Origin of the sequence: Halomonas sp. NPDC076908 (assembly GCF_050269715.1) — a bacterium.
Lineage (GTDB): Bacteria > Pseudomonadota > Gammaproteobacteria > Pseudomonadales > Halomonadaceae > Vreelandella.
The window spans coordinates 59,694-82,494 of sequence record NZ_JBNNIW010000007.1 but is presented as its reverse complement, the minus strand read 5'-3'; the positions used below and the strand labels follow the sequence as shown (position 1 = coordinate 82,494).

Annotated in this window: 18 protein-coding genes; 17 read left to right on the top strand and 1 reads right to left on the bottom strand. The window is 54.6% G+C overall.

Annotated features, from left to right (window positions below):
• Window positions 1-44 precede the first annotated feature (44 nt).
• The 11 genes from rseP (at window position 45) to tilS (ending at window position 14,581) form a co-directional block, all read left to right on the top strand.
• Window positions 45-1,403 carry an RIP metalloprotease RseP gene (rseP, locus tag ACQKE4_RS05960; protein ID WP_427387357.1) on the top strand — a complete coding sequence of 453 codons (1,359 nt, stop codon included), beginning with the start codon at window positions 45-47 and terminating at the stop codon, window positions 1,401-1,403.
• A gap of 100 nt (window positions 1,404-1,503) precedes the next feature.
• Entirely contained in the window at window positions 1,504-3,855 is a 2,352-nt protein-coding gene (gene bamA / locus ACQKE4_RS05955) for an outer membrane protein assembly factor BamA (RefSeq protein WP_427387356.1), read from the top strand.
• Between the two features lie 57 nt (window positions 3,856-3,912).
• Window positions 3,913-4,413, top strand: coding sequence for an OmpH family outer membrane protein (locus ACQKE4_RS05950; RefSeq protein ID WP_427387355.1), 501 nt, complete (start codon window positions 3,913-3,915; stop codon window positions 4,411-4,413).
• 53 nt (window positions 4,414-4,466) lie between these two features.
• On the top strand, window positions 4,467-5,501 hold the full coding sequence (gene lpxD, locus ACQKE4_RS05945; protein ID WP_427387354.1) for a UDP-3-O-(3-hydroxymyristoyl)glucosamine N-acyltransferase: 1,035 nt from the start codon (window positions 4,467-4,469) through the stop codon (window positions 5,499-5,501).
• 138 nt (window positions 5,502-5,639) lie between these two features.
• A complete protein-coding gene (gene fabZ / locus ACQKE4_RS05940) occupies window positions 5,640-6,083 on the top strand; it encodes a 3-hydroxyacyl-ACP dehydratase FabZ (protein ID WP_427387353.1) in 444 nt (147 codons plus the stop codon).
• Window positions 6,080-6,847 (top strand): acyl-ACP--UDP-N-acetylglucosamine O-acyltransferase, encoded by a 768-nt coding sequence (gene lpxA, locus ACQKE4_RS05935; RefSeq protein ID WP_427387352.1) that lies wholly within the window; start codon window positions 6,080-6,082, stop codon window positions 6,845-6,847. The genes fabZ and lpxA overlap by 4 nt, the downstream gene beginning before the upstream one ends.
• Before the next feature lie 17 nt (window positions 6,848-6,864).
• Complete coding sequence (gene lpxB, locus ACQKE4_RS05930) at window positions 6,865-8,037, top strand: lipid-A-disaccharide synthase (RefSeq protein ID WP_427387351.1); 1,173 nt, start codon at window positions 6,865-6,867, stop codon at window positions 8,035-8,037.
• Complete coding sequence (rnhB, locus tag ACQKE4_RS05925) at window positions 8,027-8,674, top strand: ribonuclease HII (RefSeq protein ID WP_427387350.1); 648 nt, start codon at window positions 8,027-8,029, stop codon at window positions 8,672-8,674. The genes lpxB and rnhB overlap by 11 nt, the downstream gene beginning before the upstream one ends.
• Before the next feature lie 28 nt (window positions 8,675-8,702).
• A complete protein-coding gene (gene dnaE, locus ACQKE4_RS05920) occupies window positions 8,703-12,209 on the top strand; it encodes a DNA polymerase III subunit alpha (protein ID WP_427387349.1) in 3,507 nt (1,168 codons plus the stop codon).
• A 130-nt stretch (window positions 12,210-12,339) separates the two neighbouring features.
• Entirely contained in the window at window positions 12,340-13,296 is a 957-nt protein-coding gene (gene accA / locus ACQKE4_RS05915; RefSeq protein WP_290838057.1) for an acetyl-CoA carboxylase carboxyl transferase subunit alpha, read from the top strand.
• Window positions 13,277-14,581 carry a tRNA lysidine(34) synthetase TilS gene (gene tilS / locus ACQKE4_RS05910; RefSeq protein WP_427387348.1) on the top strand — a complete coding sequence of 435 codons (1,305 nt, stop codon included), beginning with the start codon at window positions 13,277-13,279 and terminating at the stop codon, window positions 14,579-14,581. Before accA ends, tilS begins: the two co-directional genes overlap by 20 nt.
• Here tilS and ppx read toward each other — a convergent pair.
• The gene (gene ppx / locus ACQKE4_RS05905; RefSeq protein ID WP_427387347.1) at window positions 14,562-16,109 is read right to left on the bottom strand and encodes an exopolyphosphatase; all 1,548 of its coding nucleotides are present in this window, start codon (window positions 16,107-16,109) and stop codon (window positions 14,562-14,564) included. The two genes, tilS and ppx, sit on opposite strands and share 20 nt — an antisense overlap.
• Before the next feature lie 532 nt (window positions 16,110-16,641).
• On the opposite strand from ppx, the gene rho reads away from it, so the two are divergent.
• The 6 genes from rho (at window position 16,642) to ACQKE4_RS05875 (ending at window position 22,801) form a co-directional block, all read left to right on the top strand.
• Complete coding sequence (gene rho, locus ACQKE4_RS05900) at window positions 16,642-17,901, top strand: transcription termination factor Rho (protein ID WP_007111700.1); 1,260 nt, start codon at window positions 16,642-16,644, stop codon at window positions 17,899-17,901.
• Window positions 17,902-18,001: 100 nt separating this feature from the next.
• Entirely contained in the window at window positions 18,002-19,498 is a 1,497-nt protein-coding gene (gene ubiD, locus ACQKE4_RS05895) for a 4-hydroxy-3-polyprenylbenzoate decarboxylase (protein ID WP_290838044.1), read from the top strand.
• Between the two features lie 70 nt (window positions 19,499-19,568).
• Complete coding sequence (locus ACQKE4_RS05890; protein WP_427387346.1) at window positions 19,569-20,309, top strand: FAD-binding oxidoreductase; 741 nt, start codon at window positions 19,569-19,571, stop codon at window positions 20,307-20,309.
• Between the two features lie 60 nt (window positions 20,310-20,369).
• A complete protein-coding gene (locus ACQKE4_RS05885; RefSeq protein WP_290838037.1) occupies window positions 20,370-20,498 on the top strand; it encodes a hypothetical protein in 129 nt (42 codons plus the stop codon).
• 618 nt (window positions 20,499-21,116) lie between these two features.
• A complete protein-coding gene (locus ACQKE4_RS05880) occupies window positions 21,117-22,208 on the top strand; it encodes a 3-deoxy-7-phosphoheptulonate synthase (RefSeq protein WP_427387345.1) in 1,092 nt (363 codons plus the stop codon).
• An 80-nt stretch (window positions 22,209-22,288) separates the two neighbouring features.
• The gene (locus tag ACQKE4_RS05875) at window positions 22,289-22,801 is read left to right on the top strand and encodes a DUF3087 family protein (protein ID WP_427387344.1); all 513 of its coding nucleotides are present in this window, start codon (window positions 22,289-22,291) and stop codon (window positions 22,799-22,801) included.

Here is a 22,801-nt window from a genome sequence, read left to right as displayed (position 1 = left end):
TTCGCTGAGCAGGTCGTTAAAAGCGGGGCATTAAGGAGTGTAGTGTGGGCCTGATACAGAATATTTTAGCGGTTATAGTGGTGTTGGGCCTGTTAGTGACCTTTCACGAGTTCGGCCATTTTTGGGTGGCGCGTCGCTGCGGCGTAAAAGTGCTTCGCTTCTCGGTGGGGTTTGGCAAGCCGCTTTGGTCCAGGGTTGATCGTCAGGGAACCGAGTTTGCGATAGCTGCCATTCCGCTGGGTGGCTATGTGAAAATGTTGGATGAGCGTGAAGCCCCGGTACCTGCCGATCAGCTCGATCAGGCGTTTAATCGCAAGACAGTATGGCAGCGCATTGCTATTGTGGCGGCGGGACCTATTGCTAACTTCTTACTGGCCATCGTTGCCTACTGGGCACTGTTTGTGGCGGGTACCACCGTGGTCTCGCCGATGGTGGGCAGTGTGGCGTCTGACTCACCTGCAGAACAGGCGGGTTTAGCGCACGGTCATGAAATCGTCGCTATCCAGGGCGATGCCATGCGCTCCTGGGAAGATGTGAATTTGAAGCTAATATCCATTATTGGTTTCAGTGGGGAGCTTGGTATAGACGCGCGCCCTGAAGGGGCAACTGATACGCAGCGCTACGTTTTACCGGTGACCGATTATTTAGTTCGCCAAGATCCACCACAACCGTTGCAAACACTGGGTATTACCCCGTGGCAGCCTGACTTTCCCGCTATCTTAGGTCAGGTAGTCAGCGGAGAAGCAGCAGAACAGGCCGGTCTTATGCCTGGCGATGTTATGGTGGCGATTGACGGTGAGCCAGTGGATGATTGGATGCACTTCGTTAATATTGTGCGAGGTAATCCTGAGCAGTCGCTGCAGCTCACTTTTGAGCGTGATGGACAGCAGGCAACCGTCGACTTAACGCCAGGGCGTAATAGCTTAGAGACTGGTGTTGAGATTGGTTATATTGGCGCAGGCGCCCAGCAAGTGGAATGGCCGGAGGAGTTTCAGCGTGAAATCCGCTATGGCCCCATAGAGGCCGTAGGACAGGCGCTGTCGCGTACCGGAGAAATGACGCTATTAACCGTAGACGCAATACGGAAAATGTTGGTGGGGCTTATTTCGCCTTCCAATTTGTCAGGGCCAATTACCATTGCGCAAGTTTCTGGCGACTCGGCACGAGCGGGAATGGAAGCGTTTGTTGGCTTTCTAGCGTATCTTTCCATTAGCCTGGGGGTGCTGAATTTACTGCCCATCCCGGTGCTCGATGGCGGTCACTTGCTTTATTATTTTATGGAGGTCGTGCGTGGACGGCCAGTATCTGAAAAAACACAAGCTTTAGGATTACGCATTGGGCTTGCCATGGTTGGCACCCTGATGCTGATGGCACTCTATTTTGATCTGATGCGCCTGTGGTAATGACGCGTGTAGCGCGCAGGATGCCTTGTCATCTGCCTGCACAAATGTATATGGTGCCTTTCTGGAATGATGGGCAGACCAACGCGAGCGAATTGACTGCATGAAAATCAAGACCCTTGGAATGGCGGCACTCTTGCTGGCAGGCGCCAGCGGCGCCCAAGCACAATCCTTTGATGTTTCAGACATTCGAGTGGAAGGACTACAGCGGGTATCTGCCGCCTCGGTCTTTAATGCATTTCCGGTGAGTGCCAATGACCGCGTCAGCGAGCAGCAGCTTGCTGCCGCTGCGCGTGACTTGTTTGCAACGGGATTGTTTGATGATGTCTCGTTAGCACGCGAGGGTGATGTTCTCGTCATTCAAGTGGTCGAACGACCGACCATCGCGCGGCTACAGATTAGCGGTAACGACCAAATATCCGAAGACGATTTGCGCAATGGTTTGCGCCAATCGGGCCTCTCAGAAGGCCAGGTGCTAGAGCTATCCACGCTAGAAGAAATTCAGCGTGAGCTTGAGGGCGTTTACCAATCTCAGGGCCGTTACAGTGCCAGTATAAATACCGAGGTTGAAGAAGTTGATGAAGGCCGTGTGCAGGTCAATATCAATATCAACGAAGGTGAAGTTGCCAAAATCCGACAGATTAATATTGTCGGCAATGACGCTTTTGATGACGAAACGCTGCGCAACGTATTTGAGCTGAATGACCGAGCAGGGCGCTTTTTTGGCTGGTTCTCTAGCGATGAGTACTCCCGTGAAGCGCTGTCCGGCGATATTGAACGACTGCGTTCATTCTACTTGGATCGCGGTTACGTCAACTTTGACGTTACCTCGACCCAAGTGTCGATTGGCCCCGAAAAATCCGAGATTTTTATTACCCTGAACGTTGATGAAGGTAATCAATACCGCGTGGGTAACATTCGTTTTGTCGGTGATCTGCAGATTAGTGAGAGTGAAGCCCGTCAGTTGCTTACCATCGAGGAGGGAGCAATTTTCTCCCGTGGTGATGTGAACGCCTCAACCGAAGCACTGCGCCAGCGTCTTGGTGCCGAGGGCTTTGCCTTTGCTGAGATTGAAGGTGTCCCTGAAATGTCAGGTGACGGTGAAACCGTTGATCTAGTCATTGCCGTTAACCCGGGTGAGCGTGCTTACGTGCGCCGCATTGAGTTCTTTGGTAATACCACGACCCAAGATGAAGTCCTGCGTCGTGAAATGATTCAGTTAGAAGGCGCCCCTGCGTCAACTGATGCCATCACGCAGTCTCGTCAGCGTCTTGAACGGCTGGGCTTCTTTAGCCAAGTCGAGGTGGATACCCAGCCCGTACCTGGCGAGCCAGACTTGTTGGACGTCACCTATAACGTTGAAGAGCAGCCTTCCGGTTCAGTTTCTGCCAGTGTGGGCTTCTCACAAAGCGCGGGGGTTATTTACGGTGTTGGGCTGTCTCAAAACAACTTCCTGGGGACGGGTAACCGCGTCAACATCGGTGCTCAGCGCAGTGATACCTTTACCAGCGTAAACTTTGGTTTCACTGACCCCTACTGGACGCTGGATGGTATTTCCCGCGGCTACAATGTGTTCTATCGTGAAACCGATTACGCCGATTCTGATATTTCGACGTTCTCGACAGATGCCTATGGTGCCGGTATCAACTTCGGCTATCCCGTTAGCGAGCTATCGCGGCTTAATTTCGGCGCCAGCATTGAAGACCTAACGGTTAAAACCTACTTCGATACAGCCTCAGAAATTCGCCGCTATGTAGAAGACCAGGGCGAGGATGCGCAAAGTCTGAAACTGACGGCCAGTTGGACACGCAACAACCTCAACCGGGGTATTATGCCGACAGCTGGTAACTACCAGCGCTTGTCACTAGAGACAAGCGCGCCGGGTAGCGATGCGGAGTACTACAAGCTTCGTGCGCGAGCCCAGCAGCTTTTCCCAATGAGTGATGACGATACCTGGGCGCTCAAGTTTACCGGCAACATAGGTTATGCCAATACACTGGGTGGCAATGACCCATTCCCCTTCTATGAAAACTTCTATGCAGGTGGTTTGGGCTCGGTACGTGGCTTCACGTCGAACACCCTGGGGCAGCGCACTACACCAGCGAATGAAGGCGGTCGTGATCGTACCTTGGGCGGTAACATCTCTATCGAAGGTAGTGCGGAGATCATCTTTCCGATGCCGTTTATTGAAGACCAGCGTTCGCTTCAAACATCGTTCTTTGTGGACGGTGGTAATACCTTCTTAAGCTCTTGTTACGATGTGATGGATGCGGATGTGGGGCGGCAGCAGTGTAGCTCTGGCGTTGACTTAGGTGACTTGCGCTACAGTGCCGGCATTGGCCTCTCTTGGCTGACGCCGGTCGGACCGCTGACCTTCAGCATCGCCGAGCCATTGAACGACGAGAGTGGCGATGACACGCAGTTCTTCCAGTTCTCACTCGGGCAAACGTTTTAATTTGCTAGATCACGCGCCATGGTGGTGCGTGCTAGCGTGACCTAAGGAGTTGATACGATGCGTAAACTGACAGTGGTAGTATGCCTGTTAGGCGCCATGGTTTTGCCTGCTCACGCAGCGGAAGTGGCAGTGCTTGACTGGCGTGCGGCGCTGATGAATACCCAGTCGGCTCAAGCATCGCTAAGTAGCCTTGAAGGTCAGATCGGTAGTCAGCAGCGTGAAGCGCAGAGCTTGGGCAATGAGTTACAGCAGCTACAGCAGCGCCTGCAGGACGAAGGCGAGTCTATGGCGCAGTCGCAGCGTGAGGCGCTAATTGGCGAATTACAGGAGAAGGGCGGCCGTTTCGAGCAACTCCGCCAAGAAATTATGCAGGCACAGCAGCGTTCTGAGCAGCAGTTTTTAGAAGGTGCTGAGCCGAAGCTGGAGCAGGCGGTCGCTCAAGTATTAGAGCGCCACGGTATTGATGTTCTTGTCGAACCGCAGGGCGTACTCCATTCCGGAGTAGACTTGCCTAATCTGACCGACGAAGTCACCCAGATATTCGACACTTTGAACTAACTTTAAACGACGGATGGTGTGGCCTAACTGCACCAACGCTTCCCTGGGTTCCCATGACGCACGCTTCTCATCACCTTACTCTCGCAGACATTGCGCGCCACTTGGGCATAGCCTTTAGTGGCAACGCACAGCAGCCGATACGTGGTCTGGCAACGCTAAAAGAAGCGCAGCCAGATCAGGTAGCTTTTTTAGCTAATCGCGCCTACTTAAAGGATTTGGCGACGACTAAGGCAGCGGCTGTGTTACTGCACCCTGAGTATGGTAAGGATTGTCCTGTACCGCGTCTGGAAATCGATAACCCTTATCTGGGCTATGCCAAGCTATCCCAACTGTTTGATCCGCTGCCTACACGCGATGTTGTCGGCATTCACCCAACGGCGGTCGTGGCCGATGACGTTCAGCTAGGCGCCGGTGTCTCCATCCAGGCTCACGCGGTGATCGAGGCCGGTGTGGTGCTGGGTGACCGCGTGGTGATTGGCGCAGGCAGCGTGGTGGGGGCGGATAGCCAGCTTGGAGAGAGAACACGTTTGCATGCCAACGTTACTGTTTGCCATGGCGTGGTGATTGGTAAGCGGGTGATCTTGCAGAGTGGCTGCGTCATTGGTGGCGATGGGTTTGGCTTTGCTCACGACGGCGCTGGCTGGCACAAAATTGTACAGTTGGGTGGTGTTGTGCTGGGCGATGACGTAGAAGTAGGCAGTTGCTCTAGTATTGATCGGGGAGCGCTGGGAAATACGGTGATTGGTGATGACGTCAAAATTGATAGCCAGGTGCAAATTGCCCACAACGTGATCATTGGCGATCACAGCGCATTAGCGGGCTGTGTGGGCATCGCTGGCTCTACCAAAGTAGGCAAGCACTGTATGCTGGGGGGTGGTGTAGGATTATCGGGCCATCTAACGATTTGCGATGGGGTTCAGGTGACGGGTATGAGTTTGGTAACAAACTCTATTCATGAGCCGGGTGTCTACTCCTCGGGTACCGGAGCCATGAGCAATACGCAGTGGCGGAAAAATGCAGTGCGTTTTAAACAGCTTGATGATATCGCTAAGCGATTGGCAAAAGTGGAAAAAAAACAGCGTGAATAATCAGCGCTGCGTAAATTTTATTCACTACTGGCTTGAGGCTAAATAGCAGCGCGTTATAATCCACTGCCTTTTAACCAGCAGGAGCGCTGGGGTTTGCTTGGCGTTATCAGGCATTTTGACATTTTAGGGGTTACTACGATGGTTATGGATATCAATGAAATTCGCGAATACTTGCCCCACCGTTATCCTTTTTTGTTGGTGGATCGAGTAACGCAGCTAGCCATCGGTGAGTCTATCGTTGCGTATAAGAATGTCAGCATCAATGAGCCGTTCTTCAATGGCCATTTTCCGCACCATCCGATTATGCCCGGCGTGCTGGTGGTCGAAGCGCTTGCCCAAGTGTGTGGCATTCTCGGTTTTAAAACGGTTAATAAACTGCCTGCAGATGGCTACGTCTACTATCTCGTGGGTAGTGATAAAGTGCGTTTCAAGCGTCCGGTCATGCCAGGTGACCAGCTTACATTAGAAGCTAATGTTATTAAAGGTAAGCGCGGTATTTGGAAGTTCGCGTGCCGTGCCACCGTTGATGGTGATCTGGCCTGCGAAGCGGAAATTATTTGTGCTGAGAGGAAGGTGGCTTGATACATCCTACTGCCCTGGTCGACCCAACGGCGCAGCTTGCAGACGACGTTGCCGTCGGCCCTTTTAGCATTATTGGCCCCGACGTCACCATCGGGGCTGGTTCTGTGATTGGCCCCCATGTGGTGGTCAAGGGTCCCACTACGCTGGGTGAGCGTACACGCATTTTTCAGTTCGCCTCGGTGGGAGAGGATTGTCAGGATAAAAAGTATGCAGGTGAACCCACGCGTTTAGTGATGGGCGATGACAATGTGATACGCGAAGGTGCGACGCTGCATCGGGGCACGGTTCAGGATCGCAATGAAACCACTATTGGCTCACGCAACTTGTTTATGGCCTATGTACATGTTGGCCATGACTGCGTTATCGGTAACGACTGTATTTTAGCCAATCAGGTCACCTTGGCTGGCCATGTTACCATCGGCGACTATGTCATCCTCGGTGGCTTGGCGGCGGTGCATCAGTTCTGCCACTTTGGCGATCACGCCATGGCAGGGGGTGGCTCGATTATTACCAAGGATACGCCTGCTTATATAATGATTAATGGCAATCCTGCGGAAGCGAGAGGTCTTAATCTGGTGGGCTTGAAGCGGCGTGGCTTTAGCCGTGAAGCGATCAGCGCGCTTACCACTGCCTATAAGATAGTCTATCGCCAAGGCCTAACAACGGAGCAGGCGCTAATCGAAATGCGCAGTCGTTTTGATATACCCGAGGTTGAGCATTTTGCTGCTTCTATTGAGCGTTCGACCCGCGGTATCACTCGCTAACCCATGCTGAACTTCTTATGACCCTGCAACGTGTTTATATCGTGGCCGGGGAACTCTCTGGCGATATTCTCGGCGCTGGTCTGATGCGTGAACTTAAAGCACGTTACTCAGGCGTCGAGTTTCGTGGCATCGGTGGGCCGCGCATGCAGTCTGAAGGCATGGAGAGCCGCTTTCCTCTAGAAACTCTCGCTGTGATGGGGCTGGTCGAAGTACTAAAGCACCTCCCCGAATTGATCCGTGTGCGGCGTACATTAAAAGCCGAAGCGTTGGCCTGGCAGCCTGACATTATGCTGGGTATTGATGCACCAGACTTTAATTTAGGCCTGGAGCGCCAGCTCCGTCAGGCGGGTATTACCACCGCTCACTATGTGAGTCCTTCGGTATGGGCGTGGCGCCAGGGGCGCGTAAAAGGTATCGCCAAGTCGGTAAATGGCATGCTGACCTTGCTTCCTTTTGAAGCCGCTTTCTATCGTGAGCATCGCGTGCCTGTGGCGTTTGTGGGGCATCCCCTGGCAGACGAAATGCCGCTTCAAAATGACCGCGCTGCCACCCGTCAAGAGCTAGCATTAGCCCTGGATCGCCCGGTGTTGGCGCTATTGCCCGGCTCCCGAGCCAATGAAGTCCGTTTCCTGGGTGATACCTTTCTTGCCGCTGCCGAGCAGCTCTGTCAGCGTCAGCCCGAGCTTCAGGTCGTTATCCCCGCAGCAACGCCCGACCGCCGCCGTGAAATCAGTATGTTGCTGACGCACTATCCCCTGCTCACCGAGCGCACGACGCTCTTGGATGGTCAGGCTCGCGAAGCCATGGTGGCTAGCGACATCGTTCTGCTGGCCTCGGGCACTGCCGCGTTGGAGGCGATGCTATGTCATCGCTCTATGCTGGTCGCGTACAAGATGGCACCGATGACGCATTGGCTGGCTAAGCGGCTAGTGAAAACGCGCTGGGTATCGCTGCCCAACTTGATTGCTCAAGAAACTCTGGTGCCGGAACTGATCCAGGATGCCGCCTCACCTGAGGCGATTGCCGAACGGTTGGGTGCCATGCTAGCAGACGACGCTAGCCGTCACGCTTTGGAAACACGCTTTGCCACGATGCATGCCACCCTTCAGCGTAACGCCAGTCGTCGCGCTGCTGAGGCGATTAGCCAGCTAGTGGCGGGCCAGCCCCTAGAGACGGTTTATGACGAATAAAAGCATGTCGATTGAGCGCTGGTGTATTGAGCATGCGGATTTTCCGCCACTTGAGATTGCCTATGGCGGCGAGCTGTTAGCCGGGGTGGATGAAGTGGGTCGTGGCCCGCTGATAGGCAGCGTGGTCGCCGCCGCAGTGATCCTTGATCCTACCAAACCGATTGACGGTCTCACCGACTCAAAAAAGCTTACCGCCGGCAAGCGTGAAGCGTTGGATCTTCAGATTCGCGAGCGAGCACTGGCCTTTGCCGTGGCAGAAGCGAGCGCGGCTGAAGTGGATGCACTGAATATTTACCACGCCACCCACCTGGCCATGCGTCGGGCGATCGATACGCTGGCACCTGCGGCGGAATATTTGCTGGTAGATGGCAACAAATTACCCGGCCATCTCCTGCCCGGCCAAGCCGTGGTAAAGGGCGATGCACGCCACTGCGCCATTGCCGCAGCGTCGATTTTGGCTAAAGTCGCCCGAGATGCGCAGATGGTAGCGCTGGATATGCGCTATCCTGAGTATGGCTTTGCCCGCCATAAAGGGTATCCCACCAAAGAGCATCTCGCCGCGCTGGCAGCCCATGGGCCGTTGCCCGACCATCGCCGCAGTTTTGCTCCCGTTCAGCGTCAATTAGCGCTGCTTTAAGTCCGTTTCTTTATTTGCTGAGAGTGTCATGACGGTTCCGTTTGTCCATCTACGTTTACACAGTGAATACTCCCTGGTCGACGGCCTGGTTAAGCTCAAGTCGCTGGTCAGTACCACCGCTGAACGGGCGATGCCGGCGCTGGCCTTGACCGATGAAACCAACCTGTTTGGTTTGGTTAAGTTTTACAAAGCCGCCCAGGGGGCGGGGTTGAAGCCGGTTATCGGCAGCGATTTATGGCTGCAAAATCCTCACGATGAATCCCATCCCTACCGGCTAACGTTGCTTGCGATGAACGACGTTGGCTATCGAAACCTGACCGAATTGATCTCGAAGGGGTGGACACACGGACAGCGTCAGGGACGCGCTATTCTCGATAAGCAGTGGGTGTTAGAGCAAAACGAAGGCCTGATTGCACTCTCCGGTGCGCGGGAAGGAGAAATTGGTCGTCACCTTTTGTCTGACCACGAGCCTGAAGCGCGTCAGATGCTTAAAGAGTGGCAGGCGGCGTTTCCCGAGCGTTTTTACTTGGAGTTAGTGCGTACCGGCCGCCCGTTGGAAGAAGCCTGCGTGCATGCCAGCGTTAAGTTGGCTATTGAGACAGGCACACCGGTGGTGGCCACTAACGACGTGCGTTTTCTAGAGCGCGACGATTTTTGGGCCCACGAAACACGCGTGGCAATTGGCGAAGGCCGAGCGCTGGACGATCCGCGCCGCGAGCGCCGCTACACTGAAGAGCAGTACCTAAAAAGCCCCGAAGAAATGGCAGCGCTATTCGCCGATATTCCTGAAGCGCTGGAAAACAGCGTCATGATCGCCGAGCGCTGCAGCGTGGATGTGCGCCTGGGCGAAATTTTCCTACCCGAGTTCGAAATTCCTGAGGGCATGACCCAGGATGAGTTCTTCCGCAAGGTCTCCCACGATGGCCTGACGGATCGTCTTGATTTTCTGTTCCCCGCTGAACGCTATCCCCGCGATAGTGATGAGTTTAAAGCGATTGACCAGCGCTACCGTGAGCGGCTTGAGTTCGAGCTCAACGTTATTATCCAGATGGGCTTCCCTGGCTACTTCCTGATCGTGATGGACTTTATCCAGTGGGCGAAAGATAACGGTGTGCCGGTTGGGCCAGGGCGGGGCTCGGGTGCCGGTTCGCTGGTGGCCTACGCGCAGAAGATCACGGATTTAGACCCGATTGGTTACGACCTGCTGTTCGAGCGCTTTTTGAACCCTGAACGTGTCTCGATGCCCGACTTTGACGTCGATTTCTGCATGGAGAAACGCGACAAAGTCATTGAGTACGTAGCCGAGCGCTATGGTCGTAATGCGGTATCGCAGATTGTTACCTTTGGCACCATGGCGGCCAAAGCCGTGGTGCGTGACGTTGCTCGCGCCCAGGGCCGCCCCTACTCGCTAGGCGACAAGCTCTCCAAGCTGATTCCCTTTGAAGTGGGCATGACCCTTTCCAAAGCGATTGAGCAGGAGCCAGCGCTTAAAGAGTTTATCGGTAATGATGAAGAGGCCGAAGAGATCTGGGAGATGGCCCTCAAGTTAGAGGGCACCACGCGTGGCACCGGCAAGCACGCCGGGGGCGTGGTGATTGCGCCTACCAAATTAACAGATTTTTCACCCCTGCTATGCGATGAAGATGGCGCTGGTTTGGTGGTTCAATTCGATAAAAACGATATTGAAGAGGCCGGGCTGGTTAAGTTCGACTTCCTGGGTCTGCGGACGCTGACGATTATCGACTGGGCGCTGGAGATGGTCGACAAAGTGCGCAGCGTTAACGGCCAGGGACCGCTTAATATCGACAGTATCCCGCTGGATGACGCTCCCACCTTCGAGATGCTCAAACGCGCCGAGACCACGGCGGTGTTCCAGCTTGAATCCCGAGGCATGAAGGAGCTCATCAAGCGCCTGCTGCCCGACTCCCTGGACGATATGATCGCCTTGGTGGCGCTGTTTCGCCCTGGCCCGCTGCAGTCGGGCATGGTAGATGACTTTATCAACCGTAAGCACGGCCGAGCCGAAGTCTCTTACCCACACCCGGATTACCAGCATGAGCTGCTAAAGCCAGTGCTGTCGCCTACCTACGGCATTATTCTTTACCAAGAGCAGGTCATGCAGATCGCTCAGGTGATGGCAGGCTACAGCCTGGGCCAGGCCGATATGCTGCGCCGGGCCATGGGTAAGAAAAAGCCCGAAGAGATGGCCAAGCAGCGTGACGGCTTTATGGAAGGCTGTGCCGCCAACGGCATCGATAAAGACCTCGCCGGTAACATCTTCGACTTAGTAGAAAAATTTGCTGGTTACGGCTTTAACAAGTCGCACTCTGCCGCTTACGCCTTGGTCTCCTACCAGACCGCGTGGCTAAAAGCCCACTATTCAGGGCCCTTTATGGCCGCGGTTATGTCCACTGAAATGGACAACCTGGATAAAGTGGTGCCGCTGATTGAAGAGTGTCGTAACCTCAAGCTCACCGTCACTCCACCGAACGTCAATGTGGGTGGTTACAAATTCACCGTCGATACCGATGCCCGCGTGGTTTATGGCCTGGGTGCCATTCGTGGTGTAGGTGAGGGGCCGATTGGCGCGATTGTGGAAGCCCGCAACGCCGACGGCCCATTTAAAGATATCTTCGATTTCTGCCGCCGTATTGACCCCAAACGGATGAATAAGCGCACCCTGGAAGCGCTGATTCGCTCCGGCGCGCTGGATACCATCGGCCCCAATAGAGCGGTGCTGTTTGCAGCGATGGAAGATGCGCTAAAAGCGGCGGCACAGAACCATGCCAACCAGAATCTGGGCATGATGGATATGTTTGGCGACGCCTTCGCCGAAGCAGATGACGGCGATAGCGATGCTTACGCTGAATATATCCATGCCCGTGAGTGGACGGATCGTGAGCGTCTTTCTGGTGAGAAAGACACCTTAGGGCTGTACCTAACGGGCCACCCGATTGATGAGTACGAACGGGAGTTAAAGCGTTTTGTCTCGACCCGAATCAGCGATTTAAAACCTTCCCGCGACCCTCAGCGCGTTGCTGGGCTGGTGGTAGGGGTTCGCACCATGAAGTCCAAACGTGGCGATACCATGGCGTTTATTACCCTGGATGACCGCACTGGCCGTATTGAAGCCTCGCTGTTTGGGGAGCTATTTGAGCAGTTGCGCGGTCAGATTGAGTCCGATCAGGTATTAATCGTTGAAGGCGAGGTCTCCAGCGACGAATTCTCCGGTGGTTTGCGCCTGCGCGGTAAAGACGTCACGCCAATGGTGACCGCGCGTATTCGCTATGGCCAAGCCGTCGAGTTGGCGTTGGATGCGGGACAAATCAATGGTCGTTTGGTGGAGAGCCTGCGCGATAGCCTAACGCCTTATCGCGATAAGGAGGGCTTACCTGTTCGTCTGCAGTATCGCCATCCGGCAGCGGTGGCGTGGCTTGAGCTAGACGATGAGTGGAAAGTCGCCCCTAGCGATGATTTATTACTGGCGCTGCGGGATGTTCAGGGCCAAGCGGGCGTGCAGCTGCGTTATCGATAAAAGACACTTGGGCAGGCACTCAGCTTGCGTGGCAGGGTCAGGGTGCGATAATGCTCATTATTCTCGCATTACTTATCAATTCTTATTTTGATCAGGCTTGTTTTTTACAGGCAGCTTATAGGCAGAGCCGATGAATCCTAATTATCTCGATTTTGAACAGCCCATTGCCGAACTTCAGGCAAAAATTGAAGAGCTGCGTTTAGTCAGCTCCGACAGCCAAGTGAACCTCTCTGATGAGATTGCTCGTCTTGAAGAAAAAAGCCGCAAGCTGACGGAATCGATCTTCAAGGATTTAACTCCCTGGCAGGTCTCGCAGATCTCGCGTCACCCACAGCGCCCCTACACGCTGGACTATCTTGAGCACATTTTCACTGATTTTGATGAGTTACACGGTGACCGTAATTTTGCTGACGATGCAGCCTTGGTAGGCGGTATCGCGCGATTAAACGATGCGCCAGTGATGGTGATTGGCCATCAAAAAGGCCGCGATGTAAAAGAGAAAGTGCGCCGCAACTTCGGCATGCCACGCCCAGAAGGGTATCGTAAGGCGTGCCGTTTGATGGAAATGGCTGAGCGCTTCAAAATGCCCATTCTGACCTTTATTGATACGCCCGGCGCCTACCCTGGTATCGACGCTGAAGAGCGCGGTCAGTCAGAAGCAATTGCCTACAACTTAGCGGTGATGTCGCGGCTGAAAACGCCGATTATCTCCACTGTAGTAGGGGAAGGTGGCTCCGGCGGTGCCTTGGCGATTGGCGTATGCGATGAGCTGCAGATGTTGCAGTATTCCACCTACTCGGTCATCTCACCGGAAGGCTGCGCGTCAATCCTATGGAAGAGCGCAGAAAAAGCTTCTGACGCCGCTCAAGCCATGGGCATTACTGCCGAACGCTTAAAAGAGCTTGGCTTTGTGGATTCATTGATTAAAGAGCCATTAGGCGGTTCCCACCGTCATCCGTTGACCACCGCAGAGCGCGTCAAAGAAGCGCTAACAGCAAGCCTGGAGCGTTTACAGGCGCTGGATACCGAGGCACTGTTAGAGCGTCGCTATAAGCGCTTAATGAGCTATGGCGCCCCAGCCGCGTAATTTATTGCAAGGCCTACTTAATGACGCCCTGGTGGAAACCCCGCCGGGGCGCTCTATTTGGGTGGCACTCTCGGGTGGGCTGGACTCCTGTCTGCTGCTCGTCTTAGCCGCTCAGGTGTGCGAAAAAGCCGGTCGTCCGCTGCGCGCCATTCATATTAATCACGGACTACAAGCGGCCGCAGCAACCTTCGAAGCGCACTGTAAAACCCTCTGTAAGAGGGTAGGCGTTCCGCTGACGGTGGGTGGTATTGAGGTTGCGCCTCACGGCTTGGGTATCGAAGGCGCTGCACGAAATGCTCGCTATGCTGCTTTTTACGCCACCCTTCCCGCTGGCGATACGCTCTGGCTTGCCCAGCACCAGGATGATCAGGCAGAAACCTTTCTGCTCGCGGCGCTGCGGGGGAGCGGCCTACGCGGCTTGGCAGGTATGCCCTATCGTCGCGATACCCAGGGGATTACCCTGGTGCGCCCATGGCTAAGCGTCAATCGAGCACAGCTGGAAGCGGTGGCGCACTCGCTGGCACTGGTATGGTGTGAAGATCCGACGAACCGTGATATCAACTTTGATCGCAACCGCCTGCGCCACCGTGTGCTGGCTGCCCTCCGCGAGCGTTGGCCCGCAGCAGAGGCCGCCTTGGCGAATAGCGCTGCGCATGCCAGCGAAGCTGACGCCGTACTGAGCGAATACGTCAAAGCTGAGCTAGCAGAGCTGGTGGTCGGGGAAGGGCAGGTAGATGCGAATGCGCTGCGAAAGCGTTCTCGTCCGCGCCAACGGTTGCTTATTCGCGCATTATGCCAACAGCAGGGTTTGTCGACGCCGCCACAGAAGCGCTTAGAAAACCTGCTGGAGCAATTGACAGCCAAAGCAGGTGCTGAGGTATGTGTTGAGTGGCCAAGCGCTCAAGCTCGCCTTTGGCGCCATCGGCTCTATGTTATGGCGCCGCTAAAAGCCTTACCGCCATGGCAGGTGCATTGGGATGGTCAAATGCCGTTGGAGACGCCGCTGGGTCCGCTAGGCTGGCAGGTGGCGCTATCTAAAAGGTTCTCTGCACCGTTATCTGAGCCAATGAGGGTGACTTGGCGCCAAGGAGGCGAAGTGATTCACCTCCCAGAGCGAGGCAGACGTGATTTGAAACGCCTGTTGCAAGAAAGCGATGTGCCGCCCTGGGAGCGTAAACGGTTAGTGGTGGTGATGCAGGAACAGGCCTGCCTTGGCGTCATTTCCCCGCCTGCCACGTTGCTATGGCAGGCTGAGGACGTTGTGTTTAGCCGTCTGACGTCTTGATCACAAGCTTAAAGCCAGCCGCCTCCATAAACGCCTGCTCTTGCTCTAAGTCGGTGGCTAACAGGGTAGGCTCGTCACTTGGTGGCAGGGTAATGATCAAATTTTCGCTGTCGGCGCTTATGTCTGGCAGCGCTGGGGCGGTTTCGGGGCGTGAGTGGTTAAGCAATACGGCTAGGCGCAGCAGTCTGGCAAGCTTCTGAGTAATTGCCTGTTGAGCATCAGGCAGGGCCTGCCACTCTTTGAGCGGGAATTTACGCCGGTGAGCACGCACTAAAAACGCCAGTTGGCGCTGTTCAGGGCGGGAAAAACCGGCAAGGTCAGAGTGCTCAAGCAGGTAGGCACCATGGCGATGAAACTGGCTGTGGGAGATCGCCAAGCCGATTTCATGCACCTGACTTGCCCATAGCAAATAGCGCCCTTGATCACGGCTTAATGACCATGGCTGACGAACGAGCGCAAACAATCGTTCGGCGGTATCGGCGACATTAAGCCCTTGGCGGGTATCCACATCGTAAGTGCGCTGCAGCGACTCCAGGCTCTTCGAGCGCGAGTCTTCTGCGCTGTTACGCCCAGCCATGTCATAAAGCACGCCTTCACGCAGAGCGCCATCGGCAAAACGCATTTGAGCTAAATCAAAGGCTTCGAAAATCGCCCCTAGAATGGCAACCCCCGCCGGGAAAACTTTGGCGCGGTCAGCCTTCAGCCCATCCAGTTCCACTTTGTCCAGGTGTTTGCATTTCAGCAAGCGCTCGCGCAGCTTCTTTAGGCCGCTGCGGGTGATCACTCCTTCATGGGGCGAATCGCCGTAAGCATGCAGTACGCTAGCGGCGGCTTTAATGGTGCCACTTGAGCCCACCGGGTCTTCCCAGCCTAAGCGTTGGTAGGGGCGTTGGATATTGGCCAGTTCTGAAAGGGCGGCGAGTTCAGCCCGCCGCATACGTTTTTCATTTAGCTCGCCGTCGGGGAAAAAGCGCCGTGAGTAGGTAACGCAGCCCATGCGCAAACTTTCTAGTGCTTTAGGCTCAAAATCTTCGCCAATAATAAATTCGGTCGAGCCGCCGCCAATATCGACTATCAAGCGCCGTCCGTTCTCTGCCAGGGCGTGGGCTGCACCTAAATAAATTAACCGGGCTTCTTCACGCCCGGCAATAATTTCGATGGCGTGGCCCAACTGCGCTTCGGCACGTTCGATAAAGGTTTGGCTATTATGCGCATCGCGAAGGGCGTTGGTACCGACGATGCGTAGATTGGCATCTGTGATGTCACTTAAAAAGGGTGCAAAGCGAGCCAGGCAGTCCAGTGCGCGCTGCATAGCGGCTTCGCTAAGCATGCCGTCATCATCTAAGCCAGCAGCAAGCTGTACTTTTTCACCTAAGCGGGCCACCACCTGAAGGCGTTCATGTTGGTAGTTGGCCACCAGTAGGTGGAAGCTGTTTGAGCCCAGGTCAATAGCGGCTAAGCGCTGCGGCGCACCGCTTTCTGCCTCTGCAGTAGAGGCGGCAATGGGGAGCGAAATGTCCATGGGCATGAGCTATCCTTCGTGTTGGCTGTGCCAAGGTTGCGGCGACCTTTATCTATTGTCAATTGTCAAAGGCTTGCGTTTATCGCGGGGCTTGACTACCATCGAGCTACTGGCCTGATATGACCTGGTTAGTTAGTATGTCCACAGACACGGTAAGTCTCAAATACACTAAATATTGATAAATGTGTATTGATATGCCGTCCAATGTAAGGCATCTTGGTCGCCCCAGACGTTATTCATTATTTATCTCGTTAGCGTCAGCCAGATTTCCAAGTCGTCAGATTACCCATTGGTTCAGCCACTTTTCTGTGTGAACCAGTTTAAACAAGTGGTAGCACCCTCGAGTTGAGCCTTAGTGATGACCAGTACTATCGTTGTAAGTACTCACGTTGTTAGTTAAGACCAGCCCTGTTCCTTTCATCTTCGAGCGCGTGCCTTTACCGGGGTCTGAACGCATCACACGGCGTCACTTTCACGCCTCCTGTCTTACTCCCGGCGCCTGGCGCCCAGCTTCCATGAGCAACTTTCTAACACACCGATGAATCTCACTGAACTCAAGCAAAAAACCGTTCCCGAGCTCCTCGATATCGCCCGTGAAATGGGCATTGATAACTTGGCCCGTTCGCGCAAGCAGGACATCATTTTCGCCATCCTTAAGAAACACGCCAAAAGTGGCGAGGATATCTACGGCGACGGTGTGCTGGAAATTCTCCAGGATGGCTTTGGCTTCCTGCGTAGCGCGGACAGCTCTTATCTCGCCGGCCCGGACGATATTTACATTTCTCCTTCGCAGATCCGTCGTTTCAATCTGCGCAAAGGCGACTCCATTTCAGGCAAAATCCGTCCGCCGAAGGAGGGTGAGCGCTATTTCGCCCTGCTGAAGGTCAGTCAAATTAACTTTGACCGTCCGGAAAATGCCAAGCATAAGATTCTGTTTGAGAACTTAACGCCGCTGTTCCCAGATGATCGTATGCGCATGGAGATCGGTAACGGCTCCACGGAAGACCTTACCGCGCGGATCATCGATCTGACCGCGCCGATTGGTAAAGGTCAACGTGGTCTGCTGGTATCGCCGCCTAAAGCGGGTAAAACGCTGATGTTGCAAAACATCGCGACGTCTATCACGCGCAACAACCCAGAGTGTCATCTGATCGTACTGCTGATTGATGAGCGCCCTGAGGAAGTAACGGAAATGTCGCGTACCGTGCGTGGCGAAGTCGTTGCGTCAACCTTCGATGAGCCGCCAGCGCGTCACGTGCAAGTGGCTGAGATGGTTATCGAGAAAGCCAAGCGCCTAGTGGAACACAAGAAAGACGTGGTCATCCTACTCGACTCGATTACCCGTCTAGCGCGTGCTTACAACACCGTGGTGCCTAGCTCCGGCAAAGTACTCACCGGTGGTGTCGATGCTCATGCGCTTGAGAAGCCGAAACGTTTCTTTGGTGCGGCGCGTAACATCGAAGAGGGCGGCAGCCTGACGATTATCGCCACGGCGCTGGTAGATACCGGTTCCAAGATGGATGAAGTCATCTTCGAAGAGTTTAAGGGTACCGGTAACATGGAAGCCCACCTTGATCGCAAGCTGGCTGAACGTCGCGTATTCCCGGCGATCAATATCCGTCGCAGTGGCACACGTCGTGAAGACCTGCTGGCCTCTGAGGATGAAATGCAGCGCATGTGGATTTTGCGTAAGCTGCTCAATCCGATGGAAGACACCGCCGCGACTGAATTCCTGATTGACCGTCTGAAAGATACCAAGACCAATCTTGAGTTCTTTGAAGCGATGAAGCGCCGTTAATTGACAGTGCCAGAGCGACGCTAGCGTGTAGCAGAACCACTGCTATGATCAACGCCGCTAATGCCATCTAGCGGCGCATTCGCCAGCCAGGGAGCGTTCCTTGAAGTATAAAGATTTGCGCGAGTTCATCACGGCGCTTGAAGCGCAGGGTGAACTCAAGCGTATCCACGTCGAAGTCGATCCTTATCTGGAAATCACCGAAATTTGCGACCGCACGCTGCGTGCCGGTGGCCCGGCGTTGCTGTTTGAAAACGTCAAAGGTCACAGCATGCCGCTGCTTGGCAATCTGTTTGGTACCCCCAAACGGGTCGCGCTTGGTATGGGGCAGGAGTCGGTAGAAGCGCTAAGGGAAGTCGGCAAGCTGTTGGCGTTTCTTAAAGAGCCGGATCCGCCTAAAGGCTTGAAAGACGCCTGGGACAAGCTGCCGATTTTCAAGCAAGTGCTCAGCATGGGGCCAAAAAACGTCAAGCATGCGCCAGTGCAAGAAGTGGTGTATGAAGACGACGAGGTCGATCTGGGCTTGCTGCCGATTCAGCACTGCTGGCCTGGCGATGCAGGGCCTCTGGTGACCTGGCCACTGGTGATTACCAAAGGGCCAAATAAGAAACGCCAAAACCTGGGCATCTATCGTCAGCAGAAAATCGGCAAAAATCGCCTGATTATGCGCTGGCTTTCCCATCGCGGCGGTGCCCTGGATTTTCTGGAGTTTCAAAAAGCCCACCCGGGCGAGCCTTTTCCCGTTGCGGTAGCGCTGGGTGCCGACCCGGCGACGATTTTAGGTGCCGTGACACCCGTGCCCGACTCACTTTCCGAGTACGCTTTTGCAGGTTTACTACGTGGCTCGCGTACCGAGTTGGTGAAGTGCGGCCATGCGGATCTGGATGTGCCCGCGTCGAGCGAGATTATCCTCGAAGGCTTTATCTACCCTGATGATATGGCAGCGGAAGGCCCCTTTGGTGACCACACTGGTTACTACAATGAGGTCGACCACTTCCCGGTATTTACCATCACGCGTATGACCATGCGCCGTGATGCGATTTATCACTCAACCTATACCGGTCGTCCGCCAGACGAGCCAGCCATTCTTGGCTTGGCGTTAAACGAAGTATTTGTGCCAATTCTATGCAAGCAATTCCCCGAAATCGTTGATTTCTATCTGCCGCCTGAGGGCTGCTCTTATCGTATGGCGGTCGTGACGATGAAGAAGCAGTACCCCGGCCACGCCAAGCGCGTGATGATGGGAGTGTGGAGCTTTCTGCGCCAGTTCATGTACACCAAATTTGTGATTGTGTTGGACGACGACGTAGACGCGCGCAACTGGGAAGATGTGATCTGGGCAATTACCACGCGTATGGACCCTGCCCGTGACACGGTGATGGTAGAGAATACCCCGATTGATTATCTCGATTTCGCCTCGCCGGTTTCAGGGCTTGGGTCAAAAATGGGCTTGGATGCCACCAATAAATGGCCAGGTGAAACTGACCGTGAATGGGGCACACCCATTGTGATGGACGAAGCCGTTAAAACGCGCGTAGATGAACGTTGGGAAGCGCTGGGGCTAGGTCTTGAGTTGCCGCCCTCTCGTCACGGTAGCTGACATAATGTGAGTTAACACAACAGTTGAGCATGCGGCGCATTGCTGACCGAATTTGTAAAAAGAGGCTTTCATGAGTGCTAGGACGTTGACTTGCCAAGTCACCGAGGTTGAGAACTTAAACCCCGATGTGTTTGGTGTGACGCTAACCGGGCGCGCCGAAGCCATGCAGCATGCCCCGGGGCAGTATTTAGAACTAAAAATAGACGAGTCGACATGGGTGCCATTTTCGATTGCAAGTTTTGATCGTGGCGAAGGCATTATTGAACTGCACATTCAGCACTGGCCAGAGCGGGATAACTCCGCACGGCTGCGGGAACTGCTGCAGGTAGCCAACCAGCTCACGCTACGGTTACCTGGCGGTGAGTGCGTGCTGGATAGCGAGAGTAAAAGGCCGCTGTTGCTGGTGGCTGCGGGAACGGGCTTTTCGCAGATGAAAGCCATTGTCGAGGCGGTCCTGCACAAACAGCCTGAGCGAGAAGTCTCGCTTTGGTGGGCCGCCCGTGAGCATCGGGATCTCTATTTGGAGCAACTGGCCTGTCAGTGGGCGCAGAGCCACGCTAACGTTTCGTTCCATGCCGTGACGGAACTGCCGTTAGAAGAACCGCTAGCCGCGGGGGAGCGGATTACGCATCATTTGGGGCGTATCGATCAGGTCTTGAAAGCTGCTGAGATTACGCCAGACGCCAACGATGTTTATTTGTCGGGATCGCCTGGCATGGTCTATGCCTGCCTGGATGTGCTCGACAGTAAAGGCATACCGCTTGATCGTGTGTTTTCGGATGTGTTTGCCTACGCGCCACGCTCTGTTTGATATACTGAGAGCCTGACCTTTCACACCCCTGACTCAGCGTTGATAAAAAAGGAGGCTAACATGGCCCATCACGACGAAGACTTTAAAGACGAATCTGGCTTTTTGTCTATTATCTTAGGCGTGGTTGTACTGGTAAGTATGAGCGCGCTGCCCGCCACTATTGGCTGGATACAAGCTTTTAGCGGTTGAGTGTTGCCATTTGCAGCGCTTGCAGGCAGGATAAAGCCATAATGCCACGGGCGAACCCTAATACCTGGGTTTTGAATACCTAGGTTTTGAATACCTGGGTTTTGAATACCTGGGTTTTGACTAGCTGATTTCACTAACGGGATATAACGATGCAAACGATAGCGTGCCCCCTAACTGCAAAAACTCTGCCTGCGATGGCTGAGTATAGCGGTGTGCGCGCTGCATCTTATTGGTATTGGTTTAGCCACGGTGTGCCCATGGCCGACGTCTAACGTCGCGCCACCAGGCACACCACTCGGTTGCCTGCCGCAAGCACAGAAGCCCCGGTCGGTAACCCCGCCGGGGCTTTTGGCGTTTTGGGGCCTGGGGTTTCTTAAATGTAGAAATTCTCGATTATCGCAGTTTTCGTGTATGACCATTGTTAGAAGCAGTTATTCATCAATATTTCATCAAGGAGCAGCATCATGATTTATCGCGCACTGACTAACGCTATCGTCACCGGCTTTGTGGGCTATTGCTATGGCTGGCGATTTAGCGACGCGCGGTCGGTGCTAGCTGCCACCTCCGACCGTGTGCACCAGGGTGGTCACTTAGTCACACGATTACGGAGAATTAGACATGAATGCGCCGCTTAGCTCGACCCTAGACACTGTTCACACCACTGCCCATGCCACTGCGCGCCCTAAGGTATTAGCAGCTTCTGCTTCCCAGCGGCTGCCAACTCCCGCTGAACTGCGTCAGCGTGTATCGCTCCATGACACGTTAAGCGAACAGATTGCCCGCCAACGCCACGCCGTACAGCAAATTTTAAGCGGCCACGATGACCGCCTGCTTGTCGTCGTAGGTCCCTGCTCCATTCACGATCCTGATGCAGCGCTGGAATACGCTGACCGCTTGGCCGCGTTAAGTGAAGAGGTTAGCGAGCATATTTTACCAGTCATGCGCGTCTACGTTGAAAAGCCGCGCACCACAGTGGGCTGGAAAGGGCTGGCCTACGACCCAGGCTTGGATGGTAGCGGCGATATGCCACGCGGGTTGGCGCTCTCTCGTGAATTAATGCATGCGGTAGCCGCCCGAGGCCTGCCGGTGGCCACCGAGCTTTTACAGCCGATGCTGGCACCCTACCTAGACGACTTGCTGAGCTGGGTAGCGATTGGTGCGCGCACCACCGAGTCGCAGCTGCACCGTGAGCTGGCCAGTGATTTGTCAGCGGCGGTGGGATTCAAAAATGCCACCAGTGGCGATGTACAAGTGGCGATCGATGCCATGAGTGCGGCGGCCCACCCCCACCAGCGTTTCGCAGTGGATTCTCACGGTCATCCAATTGTCCAGCAAACCGTAGGCAATCCCCATACACATGTGGTGCTTCGCGGTGGCCACGGCGAGCCTAACTATAAGGCTCAGCACGTGTGTGCGGCCACCACCGCGCTGCGTAACGCCGGACAAAACCCAAGGCTAATGGTCGATTGCAGCCACGCCAATGCGCGCAAAGATCACCGCCGCCAGAGTGAAGTGATGCTGGATGTCTTGGCCCAACGCCAAGCGGGTGAAACCAACCTGGTCGCGCTGATGCTGGAAAGCCACTTGTTTGAAGGCAAACAGCCGCTCAAGCTTGGTGCCATGCGCTACGGTGTGTCGGTGACCGACGCCTGTGTGGGCTGGGAAACCACCGAGCACCTGTTGAAAACGGCTGCGGAGCGGTTAGCTTAAACGTACAGACTAACGCTATTACTTGTTTGCCCTGGTCAGCCCCGTATCATAGGGCGTTTGCAAAGATAATGAGGCTGGCCATGGTATTTACCCTAGAGCATCACGATCCCGAAACCTACCGCCGCAAAGCGCGCATGATCAGCTTTGCCATGGCGGGCCAACTGATTATTTTTGGCCTCCTGTTCTCAATGCTCCTCACCTCCACCTTTGGCAGCAGCCTATGGTTAAATGGGTTAGGCGTACTGTTGGGGCTGCTGGCCACCAGCGCCCTGTTTGCCGTGTTGCGTGAACGGCCATGGATGACTGAGGTGCGCTACGTCTGGCAACTTAAACACCACCTTTCGCAAGTCAGTGGCTACCTATCGACCCTGCGCAAAGCGGTGGAGGAGAATAACCGCACCGCGCTGGATCTGCTTACCTTCTATCATCAGGGCATGACCCAACTGGCCGAATTAAATGGCCGCACTACCGACGATGATGCTGAGCGACTCGCTGAAAAAATGCAGGTTAAAATCAAACGTGAAGAGCAGGGGCTGCCCCCGCAGGTAAAGGGGTTAGACACTCAAGACCTGAAAGCTTTTAAACGTACTTAA

What these genes read in the sequence shown, in the direction of transcription:
- ACQKE4_RS05890 (WP_427387346.1), top strand. Translation starts at nt 19,569, where the DNA reads ATGAGTGCTAGGACGTTGACTTGCCAAGTCACCGAGGTTGAGAACTTA.
- tilS (WP_427387348.1), top strand. Translation starts at nt 13,277, where the DNA reads ATGGCGCCCCAGCCGCGTAATTTATTGCAAGGCCTACTTAATGACGCC.
- rho (WP_007111700.1), top strand. Translation starts at nt 16,642, where the DNA reads ATGAATCTCACTGAACTCAAGCAAAAAACCGTTCCCGAGCTCCTCGAT.
- rnhB (WP_427387350.1), top strand. Translation starts at nt 8,027, where the DNA reads ATGACGAATAAAAGCATGTCGATTGAGCGCTGGTGTATTGAGCATGCG.
- bamA (WP_427387356.1), top strand. Translation starts at nt 1,504, where the DNA reads ATGAAAATCAAGACCCTTGGAATGGCGGCACTCTTGCTGGCAGGCGCC.
- lpxB (WP_427387351.1), top strand. Translation starts at nt 6,865, where the DNA reads ATGACCCTGCAACGTGTTTATATCGTGGCCGGGGAACTCTCTGGCGAT.
- accA (WP_290838057.1), top strand. Translation starts at nt 12,340, where the DNA reads ATGAATCCTAATTATCTCGATTTTGAACAGCCCATTGCCGAACTTCAG.
- dnaE (WP_427387349.1), top strand. Translation starts at nt 8,703, where the DNA reads ATGACGGTTCCGTTTGTCCATCTACGTTTACACAGTGAATACTCCCTG.
- ppx (WP_427387347.1), bottom strand. Translation starts at nt 16,109, where the DNA reads ATGCCCATGGACATTTCGCTCCCCATTGCCGCCTCTACTGCAGAGGCA.
- ACQKE4_RS05885 (WP_290838037.1), top strand. Translation starts at nt 20,370, where the DNA reads ATGGCCCATCACGACGAAGACTTTAAAGACGAATCTGGCTTTTTGTCT.
- lpxD (WP_427387354.1), top strand. Translation starts at nt 4,467, where the DNA reads ATGACGCACGCTTCTCATCACCTTACTCTCGCAGACATTGCGCGCCAC.
- fabZ (WP_427387353.1), top strand. Translation starts at nt 5,640, where the DNA reads ATGGTTATGGATATCAATGAAATTCGCGAATACTTGCCCCACCGTTAT.
- ACQKE4_RS05950 (WP_427387355.1), top strand. Translation starts at nt 3,913, where the DNA reads ATGCGTAAACTGACAGTGGTAGTATGCCTGTTAGGCGCCATGGTTTTG.
- ACQKE4_RS05880 (WP_427387345.1), top strand. Translation starts at nt 21,117, where the DNA reads ATGAATGCGCCGCTTAGCTCGACCCTAGACACTGTTCACACCACTGCC.
- ACQKE4_RS05875 (WP_427387344.1), top strand. Translation starts at nt 22,289, where the DNA reads ATGGTATTTACCCTAGAGCATCACGATCCCGAAACCTACCGCCGCAAA.